The organism is Geovibrio ferrireducens, from assembly GCF_026226615.1.
GTDB lineage: Bacteria > Chrysiogenota > Deferribacteres > Deferribacterales > Geovibrionaceae > Geovibrio > Geovibrio ferrireducens.
Window position 1 is genome coordinate 331,182 of record NZ_JAJAPB010000002.1, and the last position, 13,154, is coordinate 344,335.

Below are 13,154 nucleotides of genomic sequence, written 5' to 3' on the forward strand. Positions count from 1 at the left end.
CGTTTTCTAAATAAGCTTGTTAGTATTGAGAACCAAAACCGCCTGCCCGTCTCCCAGAATGGTAATACCGCCGACATATGACAAATGTGCGAAATATTCAGGAACCGGCTTGATAGCTATATCTATGCGGTTTATAAGTTCGTCCACCATAAGGCCGACTTTTCCCATGTCGGTGTTGGTGATAACTATGCACACCTCTTCGGGCAGCTCTCCGGGTTCTTCGTCCAGAAGCCCCTTCATGCTGTAAAGAGGCAGCACCATCCCCCTGTAATGAACTGCAAGGCCGTAGTGCAGATCCTTGATTTTTTCTTTGGGTAATTTGATTGTTTCCGCTACATTTTCTATGGGTATGGCATAAACAACTGAACTGAGTTTAACCAGCAGAGCAGTGGAAACGCCTATGGTTACAGGTATTTTCAGCACAAACCTTGAGCCTTCGCCCATTGTGGACTGTATATCTACAAAGCCGCCCAGGTTCACAACGCATGTCTTCACCACATCCATTCCCACACCGCGGCCGGATATATCCGTAACCTTTTCCGCTGTGGAGAAGCCGGGTTCAAGTATAAGCTGCATTATCTCCTTCTCACTGAGCTCTGCATCCGCAGCTATCAGCCTGTTGGATATTGCCTTCGCCCTGACCCTTGCGGTGTCTATCCCCTTGCCGTCATCAATCACTTCGATATAAACAAAACTTCCTTCCTGATAAGCCTTAAGGATAATAGTGCCTGATGGGGTTTTCCCGGCCTTCTGTCTGTCCTCCGGCATCTCCACCCCGTGGTCGCAGGAGTTGCGGAGGAGATGCACAAGGGGATCACTGAGCAGGTCAGCCACTTTTTTATCTATCTCAGTGTCCTCGCCTATTATACGCAGGTCGATCTGCTTGCTCTGTTTTCTTGATATATCTCTGACAACTCTGGGGAATTTCTGAAAAACCTGCCTGATGGGAATCATCCTGAGCGACATTATATCCCTTTGCAGATCCTGAGAGATCCTCGCAATGAGATTAGCATTGTCCTTAAGCTCCTTCACAAGGGCGGAAGGAAGGCCGTATTCTCTGGCTATCTTCTGGATCAGGTATTCGTTGGCGTTCTTGGCCACCACAAGCTCGCCTATGGTGTTGGTAAATTTGTCTATCTTCTCCTGTTCCACCTTCATTGTGCCGCTTCCGGCGTCCTGCTGAGGCAGTCCTGCCGCCTGCTGCTTGGCAGATGTGGGTACGCCTTCGCGGGCGCTGCCCGCCACGGCTTTCATAACTTCCTGTTTTTTCAATACCTTATCCAGATCTTCCTTCTCCAGCTTGCCCTCTTCGACAAGTATGTCGCCGAGTTTTTTCTGCTTGCTGAGAGCATCCTGAATATCCCCCTCAGTGATTTTACCGTCACGGATAAGGAGCTCGCCCAACATTCTGGGCGGTGATTTAAGATCTTCAAGGTATTTGAGAATCCTTTCCATATGCGCGTCAAACGGTTTGGATTCCTTTATACATTTTTCAAGGTCTTCTGCTATTGCGTACAGATCATCAAAGCCGATGAATCTGGCTGCGTTTTTCAGGCCGCCCGCTCCCCTGAGCACTTGCCTGACATCTATCTGCCCGTCTTCGGAGGCTATATTTATGATTTCGATGAACTGCTCAAGCTGCTTGATGAATATTTTCACTTCCTCATTCACAACGGTCATGGAACTTTTCATGGACTCAAGGCTTGATGTGAGGTTTTTAAGCGTGCGGTATGAGGAAGGAACAGGTGTGGTTCCCTTCTTGGTGAGGTTTGAGAGCATCTCCCTTATATCACTGACCACAGCGAGGATAATGTCCGCCGCTTTTTTGTCGAACATAATACGTCCGCTTCTGATGTCATCCAGAACACCTTCCACAAGGTGCGCAAACTCCTCCAGAAAACGGAAGCCCACATAGCCGCAGTCACCCTTTATTGTGTGGAAAACGCGGAAAAGATCGTCAATGCCGGGGCCTGAGCCGCTGCCGCTCTTCTCAAGTTTAAGCGTTACAGACTCTATGGATTCGAAATAATCTTCAATACTGGAAGCCAGTTCACCCAGAAGCTCGGCGTCTATGCCCTCCATTGTTATATCATCTCCGTGGGAGACGGGAGCCGCCGGAATGTCTTCTTCCGTGCTATCCGCCGCTTCATCAGCTTCCGCCGCAGGGGCAGGTTCATCAAGGGAAGCTGCTGAGACAGTCACGACTCCGGGCTCAAACCCGAAGTCAGCCAGATCGGCCGCATCAAGCTCGCTTATTATGTAAACCTCCGGGCGGAGGTAAATTTCAAAGGGGTTAAGCTTATCCAGAGATGGAACAGCCGCTGCATCCGTTTTGCAGAAATATTCGGCAGAGCTCATTTTCAGGTTGGACATGACGGGAACAGGGTCATAGCCGTTTTCAAGCATTTCGGATGTGAAATGGAAATCAGCCCTGTAGATGCTGCCCTGCTTCCTTCCTGCTGCGCGGAGCTTTTCCCGTATATCAGTGCAGGAAACATAAGCAGATGCCCCGTCCGCACTCTCCGCAGGTGCAGTCCCCTTCGTCTCCGGTGCGGTGTCAGCCTTCTGGTTCATGTAACTTTCAAGCTCGGCTATTATCCCTGCCTCATCAACAGAATACTCCCTGCCCTCTTTGGCGGCTGTGACCATTTCGTAAATCCCGTCTGCTGCTTTGAGAATACTGTCAACAAGTTCGCCCGATACCTCAAGCTCCTTGTTGCGAAGCCTGTCCAGCAGGGTTTCAAGGTGGTGTGTAAATGCTGATATATGCTCGAAGCCGAAGCCTGCGGCGCTGCCTTTTATTGTGTGAATAGAGCGGAATACGGAATTAACAAGCTCCGGATCGTCATCCGCCTCTATCTTAAGAACATCCTCGTTTACCTGTTCCAGAAGTTCCGCCGCCTCGTCAAGGAACGACCTGCGGAACTTTTCCATATCAATTTCGACCATACCCCACCCCGTCAGGAAATACCGAGAAGCATTTTTATGTTGATTATAAGTTCCTCAGGTTTCACAGGCTTGGTTATGTACAGGTTTGCGCCGGACATATAGCCTTTTCTGCGGTTTTCCGCTTCTTCCTGAGTGGTAATAATTATTACGGGCGTTTCTTTCCCTGTTTTTCTGAGCTCTTTTATAAAGGTGATTCCGTCCATTCTGGGCATGTTCAGATCGCACAGAATGAGGGAAAATGAGCTTCTCACAGCTTTCTCAAGAGCGTCCATGCCGTCTATTGCCTGTTCGGTGTCAAAACCGGCAGACTTGAGAATATTGGCGTGAAAGTGCCTCACCATGTCCGAATCATCAACTATCAGAACTTTAAACGCCATCGTCTCACCCCTTGTAATAAACGACATTTCTGCCGTACCGCTTGATGGAGAAAGCTGTTGTTATGCGGCCGACTGATTCGCTGTGGCCAAGAAAGATGTAGCCGCCCCTGTTGAGGGCTATGTAGTAGTGATCAACAACCTGCTTTCTTGAGATCTCATCAAAATATATAAGCACGTTCCGGCAGAAGATGAAGTCAAAGCCTCTCTGCCGTCTCATCTGCATTTTATCGTTAAGGTTTATATGCTCAAAGCGAACCATATCCCGCACGGGTTTTATGGGAATGTGGCAGCCGTCAACGTAATTGAAGTACTTTGAGTAGTACTCCTCCGGCACATCCTTCACGCTTCTGTCGTCATAGCGGGCACTTTTCGCCTTTTCCAGAGCATTAAGGTCAATGTCCGAAGCGAGTATCTCCACGTTCCAGTTTTCATGCCTGTCCAGAAGTTCGCGCACTATGATCGCCAGAGTGTAAGGCTCCTCGCCTGTGGAGCACCCGGCAGACCATATGCGTATGGTGTCGTCTTTATCCTTCTCCTTTTTCTCCGCTATCTCCTGAAGGCAGAATTCGGCAAAGACCTCCAGTGTGGAAAATTCCCGGAAAAAGTAAGTCTCATTCACGGTGAGAAGGTTCATCAGCTCCTGAAACTCCTCCCCTTCACGGTCTTTGAATTTGAGAAAGCGTATATAATCCCTCGCAGATTCTATACCGAGGGAGGAAAGCCTTTTTTCAAGCCTTTTATTAATGAAATAGCGCTTCTTATCCTCAAAATTTATGCCGGACTTCTTGTAGATAAAAGCCGTTAAATCTTTGTAATCCTCCAGGGTAACAACGAACATCTACTGCTTCGCTATCAGCGCCCTGAGGCTGAGAAGCTCTTCCTTGGAATCACCTTCAGCAACCTTAAGCCTGCGTTCAATTATTTTAAGCGTTTTTTCCCTGTTGAGTCCGGCCAGCTTGTCCAGCGCGGCAAGCATCACATTCATATCATCCTCACCGGCGAACTCTTCAAAGATCTCTTCCTTGTCCTTGATACAGAGCCTGTAGGCAATGCCCATAAAGGTTATGCGGTTGTCGGAATCAAGGTTCTGGTTTTTGACTCCGTTGATAACGTATTTTTCATATTCGTAAGGGAGCACATCAACATTGTCCCGTATCATTATCTTAAGTATTGAGCCCGATATTTCATTAAAGAAAAGGGTATTCCTGTTGTTAAGAAAACCGAGCAGAAAAGGCAGATGCTCTCTGGAGCCGCATTCGGCGACCATCCGGAATACAGACGGCTTATAAAAGCTGTCCATATTCACACCGCCGAGTATATCGAGCACCGTATCCACCACGCTGCGTTTGGCGAGGTGGGTGAAAGTCTCTATGCAGGATATGCGGAGCATGGGCTCATTCGATGTTTCAAAAATTTCCAGTATATCGTTCAGGGATTCCTCGTCATTTATCTTGCCGAGGTACTCCACTGCGGTTATCTGCACATTAGGCGCTTTATCCCTCAGAGCCGCACGCAGGGCGGGAATACAGTATTTGGAGCCGGTGGCAACAAGGCTGTCCAGAATGAGCTTACGCACCTCTTTGTCGGAGTGATCCATAATAGATGTCAGGTAAGGCACAGCATCCTCACCCTTTGAGCCGAAGATTTCTATTGCGCAGTTTCTTATGAAAGCATCTGTGGATTCGAAAAACTTGGCCACGGAAGCAAAATGCGGTGAAACATCAAGAAGTTTCAGCCCCTCCACTATGAGTTCCTTCACCATGCGGCTCTCCTCCTTCCGGAGTGCAGCTATAAGTTCAGGGATAAGCTCATCTGCGCGCAGGCTTATCACATCCTCCACGGCATACAGCCTTTCGGTTTCATCTTCATTCAAAAGAGAGGCTTTTATGCTCTGAATATCCATAACGCATTTCCCCGTGCGTCCGACAAGGCTGTCAGGGCACTATTTTTTTAACAACGGCAAGCAGATCCGCAGGTTTAAAAGGCTTCACAACCCATGCCTTGGCGCCTGCTTTTCTCCCCTCTTCCTTCTTCTCCGCCTGAGATTCCGTAGTGAGCATGATGATCGGCGTAAACTTGTGCTTCGCCAGATTCTTCACTTCCTTAATAAGGGTTATGCCGTCCATATTGGGCATGTTAAGGTCGGAGATGATCAGGTTAAACCTGTCATTCTCAAGCTTTGTGAGTGCGTCTTTGCCGTCGCGGGCATCAACCACTTCATAGCCCGCGGATTTCAGCGTGGCGGCGACAAGCTGCCTCATGGTTATGGCATCATCGACTATCAGTATTCTCTTCACGCTGTTCCCCCTGTCATATAACCAGCCCGTAAAGCCCGATGACCCTTGAGACTTCACTGCTTTTTCCTGTTATTTCGTATTTTATTCCCTTCTCTTTCAATGTGTTCAGGAGAGAGACGAGTATATTTACAAAAGTTGTGTCCATCGTGCGCACAGCGGAAAGGTCAATCTCCGCAGCGGGTCTGGAATACAGATCCGCCCCTTTGAGCGCCTCCAGTGCTTCATCAGCCATGAAATTTTCGCACTCTTCGGGAAAAATGATTCTGACTTTTGATTTAAGAGGCTTTATATCCATATCACCATCCCTTTTTGACAACTCTGTTAAGTTCCCACGCTATCTTGCCGCTGGGGAGCACAACATCCGCCCCTCCGCGGTCTATGGCTTCCTTGGGCATACCGAAAACTATGCAGCTTTCCTCTGATTCGGCTATGGTATAGCCTCCTCCCTTTCTGATTTTCACCATGCTGTCTGCGCCGTCGTCACCCATGCCGGTCATCAGAATGCCGACTGTTCTTGCGCCGAAGCAGTTTCTGACGGAATCCATCATTACATCCACACTGGGTACAAAGTGGTGTTCAGGCTTTTTTGTGAGCCTTATAATAATTTTGCCGCCGGGCTTTTTGTATAGTGTCATGTGGAAGCCGCCCTTGCCGAGATAGCATACACCGGGGCGGATCTCCTCCCCTGCTTCGGCTTCCTTAACATGTATCTTGCAGTATTCGTTCAGTCTTTTTGCATAGGTCGCCGTAAATGTAGGCGGCATATGCTGAACCATGAACAGTGCCGCGGGAAAGTTTTTGTCCAGTTCAGGCAGCACATCAAAAATAGTCTTGGGCCCCCCGGTGGATATTCCTATGCACACCGCCGGGTAGTCATCCAGTTCAAGAGGCTCAGGCTCTTCCGCTGTTTCCACGGTCAGCTTTTTCTTCATCGGTTTGGAGGTCTTCCGCCTGAGCTTCTTCACCCCTGTACCCGCTGCGGCCTTCACTTTCCATATGAGGTCGTCCATGACCTCGCCTATATTTACAGATACCGTTCCGCCCGGTTTTGCCACATAGTCAAACGCACCAAGCTCCATAGCCTCGAACGTGGTGGCCGCCCCTTCCTGAGTCAGAGAGCTCAGCATGATAACCGGACATATCTCTTCTTCTATGATAATGCACAGGGCAGTCAGTCCGTCCATGACAGGCATGTTTATATCCATGGTGATGACATCCGGCCTGAGAGCACGCGCTTTTGTCACACCGTCCTGTCCGTCTCTGGCTGTTCCGATAACCTCTATGTCCGGATCGGATTCCAGCATTTCCCTGACTTTTTTCCGCATCAGAGCGGAATCATCCACAATAAGAACTTTTATCATCCGGCAACCCGCAGAAGTTTTTTAAAAGTCTCTGATGTATTTTTTATGATCCTATTTTCTCAAGCTTTTTCTTTTCCGCTTTGCTGAAAAGCTCATCAACATTAAGCAGAAGAATCATCCTCTGCCTGCTGCTGAGATTGACCACGCCGTCCAGAAACTGGCTGTCCACTCCGGCACTGAGCACAGCGGGCACGGAATCTATGCTGTCTGCCGGAACCCGGAGCACTTCGTCCACAAAATCCACAACAAAGCCTACGCGTATATTCGCAAGGTTTACTATTATGACTCTGGTGAACTCATCCTTCTCACGCACGGGGAGTTCAAAGCGCCTTCTTAAATCTATAAGCGGCATAACCTCACCGCGGAGGTTAATTATCCCCTCCACAAAGGAAGGTGTTTTCGGCACTTTGGTAACATTGGTGTATCTGTTTATTTCCTGCACCTTTTCAATGAAGATTCCGTATTCCTCATCCTCAATGGTAAAGGTGACTATCTGTTTCTCCTCATCAGAAGAAGCTGATGCAGCGGTCATAGGGAAATTCCCTCCTTCCTGTCCGGCAAGTTTTTTAAGGGCTTCCACCTCTTTTTCATGGAGCAGGTTGGCACACTCCAGAATCATAACGAGCCTTTCACCCTGAGCAGCCTTGATTATGGAGGAGATCTCAGAGGCTCCGTTTCCTGCGAACACCTTCGGGGGCTCTTCAATGCAGGACTCCGTCACACTGAGCACTTCGCTCACTTTATCTGCTATGAAACCGACAAGGGTGTTTTCAATCTCGATTATTACTACTCTGGTATCTTCCGTTTCGCTTCTGTCCTTCTTCCCGAACTTTCTGTGGAGGGACATAAGCGGGATAACCCGCTCTCTCAGGGAGAAAATGCCCATTACATAGCTCTCCAGTCCCGGAACAGCCACATAATCAGGCAGGCGTATTATCTCATTTATTTTGTGAATCTCTATTGCGTAGCCGTGTCCGTCTATTTCGAAACTGATGAAGCGCCTGTAATCGGAGGTTTCCTTTTCAGCCGCGTCATTCTTGACGGCAAGCCCTCTCTGCGGGGAGCTGTCATCAAGCCTGCGCTGGATTTCCGCTATGTTCACAAGCTCTTTGGAATCCAGAACCTGAACAAGCCTTATGCCGTCCTTTGTGCTCATCTTGAGAACGCCTGAAATAAACTTTTTATCCGCGCCGCTGTTCAGCACCTCCGGCAGCTCTTCATATGTGCCGGATTCAGTGGATTTCACCTCGCTGACGGTTTCAACCACAAAGCCTATTTCAAGTCCGTTTTTTTCTGTGACAATCACCCTTGTGTCCTCTCCGCAGGTGCACGGGGTCTGATACCCCAGACGGAGAGAAAGATCCAGCACAGGGAGAACACTCCCCCTCAGATTGCTGATGCCGAGCACAAAGCCCGGCATTTTAGGCACACGGGTAATTTTAGGCATACGTATAATCTGCCTGACTTCATCTATTGCTATTCCGAAATACTCTGAACCAACAGTGAACGAAACATACTTTTTATCGGTATATTCCGCTCCGTCTACAGCCGCTGCCGGGCTCATTTCAGCCATGATGCGCTCCTATAAAAATCAGTAAGCCTGCATCTCGTCTGCGAGAGAAGCAACCTCTTCCGATGCGGCGGCTATTTCGTTAAGCCCTTTCACCTGCTCATCGGCTGCGAGCTTGGCTTCGTCTGTAAGTTTCCTGAGTTTTTCAGCAACTCCCAGACTCTCACCGCAGGCAGTGTTGACTCTCACTACCATCTGACCGCCCTCTTCAAAGAATGCCTGAGAAACCCTGCGGGTTTCGGCGGCCGCAGCCCTGAGCCTTACAGTTTCCACAAGGTTCACCACTGCCACCTCAGACTTTTCGATCTGCACGCGGATAAGCTGACCTATCTCATGGAGCTCTGTCTGAAAGTTGTCAGTCTGCTCATACATCTCTTCAAGAATGTCCTTCATCTTATCAGCGTTATCGGCGGATTCGCTTGCCAGAGAGCGGATGTCTGCGGCTACCACGGAGAAACCTCTGCCGAATTCGCCGGAGCGGGCTGCCTCTATACTGCCGTTAACGGCGAGCATATTTGTCTGTATAGCGACATTATTTATGGTATCAACAATTTTTCTTATATTGCTAAATGATTTATAAAGCTGTTTAACCTCAGCGCTTATTTCCCTGATGCTTTCTATACTTTTGACAAAGCCCAGTGCCACAAGCTCTATACCGTTATGGAAGCCTCTGTATTCTTTTTTAAAGCCGTCAACTCCGGGAAGAACCTTGAGTTTAAAGACCTCCCTTGCTTCGCCGAGTTTCCCCTCTGCCATAAGCCGGACTATCTCTCCCGCACCGAGGTGAACATGGTTGTGAGGCTCACGGATTGAGTGATAGCATTTCTCTTCATCATGGTCGTGGGGCTTATAGGTAAGATACCATGCGCCGAACGCGCATTTTGTCGGGTCAAGCTGACCTTCAAAGGGCGTGTTGTTGTTGATAGCCGCTTCAAGCTGGTTTATGAAAACAATATGGTCAAGCGCTTTGATTTCCTCAAGATCCACAAGGATTTTCTCGCCTTCAACCATCATAATCGCCCAGCACTCGTTCCCTTCGTCAAGGAGTTTCTGCATGGTGTTGAACTCATGCTTGATGCCGTCGAGTTCATCCCCCATTTCCTGAGTGCCTGTATCTATCTGGTCTATGGCCTTGAGTATCTCTTCCGCAGATGCGTTAAGTTCTTCTATCGTGGCCGAAAGCTCTTCTGCTGCCGCTGCCACTTCCTCGGATGATTTTGACATATCTGTCGAGTTTTTAAGCTCCTCTGACATTTCAGCTATTTCATTGGCGGCTGCGGTAAGCTCTGCGAATGCCTTTGCCTGCTCTTCGGTAAACTTGCTCACTTCCTCGGAGGCTGTGGCGTTCTGCTCCGTAGCGGCGGCAAGACGGTTCACTATGTCGAGGGATTTTCCGGATTCGATGCAGATGCTCTCTGAATCCTTCTTGATTTTCCCGACCTGCTCACGCATTATTTTGGCTGCTTCGTTTATGGCGATGCATTTATTGCTGATAAAATCCGCCTTGAAAAGGTTGGTTTTTGAGCCTTTTGTAAAGGTATTCACCTTTTCCACCACCCGGACAACCTGTTCAAGGGAGGAATCGATTACTATTTTAATATCCTTTGCCGCTCCTTCAGAGACTTCCGCAAGGGTTCTCACCTCATCAGCCACAACGGCAAAGCCTTTTCCGTGTTCACCCGCTCTGGCGGCCTCAATGGCTGCGTTCAGCGCAAGAAGGTTGGTCTGATCCGCTATTTTTTTTACAACCTGAACTATCTGCTCTATGGAGCCGGCCTTCTCTTTAAGCTGCTCCACAAGGGATGTGGATTCCACAACCTTGTTGGTGGTGTTGTCCACGCTTTCCCTGAGCTCCTTAACGGCGCCGACAGTGTTCTCCACGCGGTCGTTCATTTTGCTGATAGCAACATCATACTTGTTTGAGTTGTCATAAACCTTACGGCTCACCTGCTCAAGCTGAACAGTTTCGTTTTTGATGTTGTCGGAGGTTCTGCTGACCTGAGCAGAGGCAACCGTAACCTGAACCATAGCATCGCCAAGCTGATTAGCCGCACTGCTTGACTGTTCAATGGCAGAGGCCATCTCCTCAGATGCGGCGGCAAGCCTCTCCGCGTTTGCCTGCTGTTTGGCAAGGGTTCTGGTGCGCGCTTTTTCTGCGGCGGTTCTTTTGGCTTCATCACGCTTTTTCTGAAGCTCGACTCCCTCTTTTTTCACAAGCCCGGTTCTGCCTTCAAGGCTTGACGGCTTAGCCAGTTTTTTCATAGTTTTCCTCCGAATAATTTCAGAATATTTCCAATGTATTCAAAATTTCGTTTTCGATTTTAAGCCTGAGTGTGAAGTCTGTTTCTTTTTCATTGCGGACATCTCTGGCCTTGACGCTTATTATTCCGCTTTCGTCGATCATAAATGAAATATCAATTAAAGGCTCGCCGTCTTCCGGCACATCCAGTTCCACCGAGAACCTGCCCAGACTGACGAAGTGTTCGGGATTCTCCCTGACTGAATCCCCTGTATTAAGTGAAGATTTTGCCATATCCTGCAAAACATGAACAGTAATATTTTTCCGTTCCGGCTCAGAAGTGGTGAAAACCATACTGAACTCCACGGGGTAAACCTCGTTTTTCTTTAATATTACTTCGAAATTTCCGCTGTCATCCTCTATGCCGAGGTTATGGGAAGTGACATCATGGAACACCTTGTCGCTTATGAGCCCGGAAAGCATGGCGGCATTCACCGCAGCCCCGCTTACCACGGCCTCCTCCGGGTTCATGTCTTTTCTCACTCTGTCACCGAAAATGTCCGAAACAAGTCTGCGCACGCTGTGTATGCGTGAAGCTCCGCCCACGGGCAGAACTCTGGCTATATCCTCAATACTGAGGCTGTTTGACTCAAGCAGGCTGTCGATAATGCTCTTTATCCCCTTGGTGAGGGGGGCTGTTATTTTGTCAAAGGTTTCTCTGGTTATTGTTTCCTTGAAATGGAGTGCGCCGTTTTTGGTTACTGTGATGTAGGGAACCACAAGGTTAACCTCATTCAGGGAGGAAAGCTCCATCTTGGCTTTTTCGGCCTGAAAAAGAAGCTGCTGATAGGCTATGGGGTCGCTTTTAAGGTCTATGCCGTGCTGTCTGCGGAAGTTCTCTATGAAATAGTCCGCCACCATGACATCAAAATCCACTCCGCCGATTTCGGTGGAGCCTCCGGTGAAAAGCACCTTGCAGCAGTCCGCCTTCATCTCGATAAGGCTTATATCCAGCGTGCCGCCGCCCAGGTCAAAAACCATGCACACGTCACCTGTGTTTTTCCCTATGTTATTATAAAAAAGAGCAGCCGAGGTGGGCTCATTCAAGAGGCGCAGGACATTAAACCCAGCATTCTCAGCGGCTGAGCGCACCGCTTCCCTCTGGTAATGGTCAAAATAAGCGGGAACAGTGACAACCGCGTCCGCCTCTTTCTCGCCGGAGTAATCTTCAAAGCTTTTCTTAAGCTTGCGGAAAATAAGCGAGGCGAGTTCCTCCGCCCTGTACTCCCTTCCGTAAAGAGGGAACAGCATATCTGTTCCCATGTATCTCTTTATGTTGGCAATGGTATGCTCTGATTCGAGAAGCTGCATACTCTTTGCATTATCGCCAATTACAGCCTCGTTTTCGTTTTTGAAATATATCACAGACGGCAGGTATCTCTTGCCGCTTTCGGAGCTTATTATGTCTATTATTCCGCCGTCCCTGCATACGGCTATCATGGAGTTGCTTGTTCCGAAATCTATCCCGACGCAGCGTTTCATTTCTTTGCTCCCGCTTCTTCCTCGATTTTACTGAGGATGTAATCGGTCAGAATGCTGAAATCCATAGCCCCTCTGCTGGCGGGAGCGTAAAGATTCATGGGAAGCCTGGCCTCCGGCGCCTCGGCGATTTTGACATCGCTCCTTATTCTGGGAGTTACCATGTCCTCCCCGAAGTTTTCATAAAGCTCCTTCATAACCTTTTTGGCGTGGTTGCTTCTTATATCATGCTGATTGGGGATGATGCCCATAATCCGCAGATCCGGATTGTGCGCCATGTTTATGCGGTAAATATTCTGGGCAAGCTGCGCCAGCCCTTCAATGGCAAGAAAATTCAGGAGAACGGGAATAAGCACGAATCTGGAAGCCACAAGGGCGTTCAGCGTGAGCACCGCAACAGTCGGGGGCGTATCAATGAGAACATAGTCATACTTCTCTTTGATATTCATGAGACATTTTGTGAGCTTGGCCTCTACGCTTACTCCGTCAAGGAGCCTGCGCAGGTCATGGTGAGAGAAGCCCGTGGATGCAGGTATAATGTCATACAGCCCGTGAGGGGGTCTGAAAACCGCGTCCTGCGCGGAATATTCACCCAGCACCGCACCGTAGATATTGGGATAGGTGTCATAGGTGTTCACGCCGGACCAGTAGGAGAGATGCGCCTGCGGGTCAAGATCTATGAGAAGAATCTTTTTCCCCCTGCCGCCTGCCGCCGCGCCTATATTAAGAACAGCGGAGGTTTTGCCGCTCCCTCCTTTTTTATTTGCGAAAGTAATTATTTCTCCCATAATGTCTGAATAATAGCATGCCGAAGGTGTTCCG

Annotated in this window: 11 protein-coding genes; all 11 read right to left on the reverse strand. The window is 48.9% G+C overall.

The genetic code is table 11. From position 1 onward, the window contains the following. Nucleotides 1-6 precede the first annotated feature (6 nt). The 11 genes from OSQ85_RS03490 to OSQ85_RS03540 are packed head-to-tail and all read right to left on the reverse strand — an operon-like array spanning nt 7 to nt 13,120. Nucleotides 7-2,949, reverse strand: a complete 2,943-nt coding sequence (locus tag OSQ85_RS03490; protein ID WP_265821330.1) for a chemotaxis protein CheA — start codon at nt 2,947-2,949, stop codon at nt 7-9. 11 nt (nt 2,950-2,960) lie between these two features. Further along, entirely contained in the window at nt 2,961-3,326 is a 366-nt protein-coding gene (locus OSQ85_RS03495) for a response regulator (RefSeq protein WP_265821331.1), read from the reverse strand. Between the two features lie 4 nt (nt 3,327-3,330). Beyond that, complete coding sequence (locus OSQ85_RS03500; RefSeq protein WP_265821332.1) at nt 3,331-4,164, reverse strand: CheR family methyltransferase; 834 nt, start codon at nt 4,162-4,164, stop codon at nt 3,331-3,333. Beyond that, complete coding sequence (locus tag OSQ85_RS03505; protein WP_265821333.1) at nt 4,165-5,229, reverse strand: HEAT repeat domain-containing protein; 1,065 nt, start codon at nt 5,227-5,229, stop codon at nt 4,165-4,167. It abuts the gene before it with no gap. Nucleotides 5,230-5,260: 31 nt separating this feature from the next. Continuing rightward, the gene (locus tag OSQ85_RS03510) at nt 5,261-5,623 is read right to left on the reverse strand and encodes a response regulator (protein ID WP_265821334.1); all 363 of its coding nucleotides are present in this window, start codon (nt 5,621-5,623) and stop codon (nt 5,261-5,263) included. Between the two features lie 13 nt (nt 5,624-5,636). After that, nucleotides 5,637-5,918, reverse strand: coding sequence for an STAS domain-containing protein (locus OSQ85_RS03515; RefSeq protein WP_265821335.1), 282 nt, complete (start codon nt 5,916-5,918; stop codon nt 5,637-5,639). A 1-nt stretch (nt 5,919) separates the two neighbouring features. After that, nucleotides 5,920-6,984, reverse strand: coding sequence for a protein-glutamate methylesterase/protein-glutamine glutaminase (locus OSQ85_RS03520; RefSeq protein WP_265821336.1), 1,065 nt, complete (start codon nt 6,982-6,984; stop codon nt 5,920-5,922). Nucleotides 6,985-7,027: 43 nt separating this feature from the next. After that, nucleotides 7,028-8,557: a chemotaxis protein CheW gene (locus tag OSQ85_RS03525; RefSeq protein ID WP_265821337.1), complete on the reverse strand. Its 1,530-nt coding sequence runs from the start codon at nt 8,555-8,557 to the stop codon at nt 7,028-7,030. Nucleotides 8,558-8,575: 18 nt separating this feature from the next. After that, nucleotides 8,576-10,816 carry a methyl-accepting chemotaxis protein gene (locus OSQ85_RS14135; RefSeq protein ID WP_265821338.1) on the reverse strand — a complete coding sequence of 747 codons (2,241 nt, stop codon included), beginning with the start codon at nt 10,814-10,816 and terminating at the stop codon, nt 8,576-8,578. A gap of 19 nt (nt 10,817-10,835) precedes the next feature. Next, entirely contained in the window at nt 10,836-12,335 is a 1,500-nt protein-coding gene (locus OSQ85_RS03535; protein WP_265821339.1) for an Hsp70 family protein, read from the reverse strand. Further along, nucleotides 12,332-13,120, reverse strand: a complete 789-nt coding sequence (locus OSQ85_RS03540; RefSeq protein ID WP_265821340.1) for a ParA family protein — start codon at nt 13,118-13,120, stop codon at nt 12,332-12,334. Before OSQ85_RS03540 ends, OSQ85_RS03535 begins: the two co-directional genes overlap by 4 nt. Nucleotides 13,121-13,154: the final 34 nt, after the last annotated feature.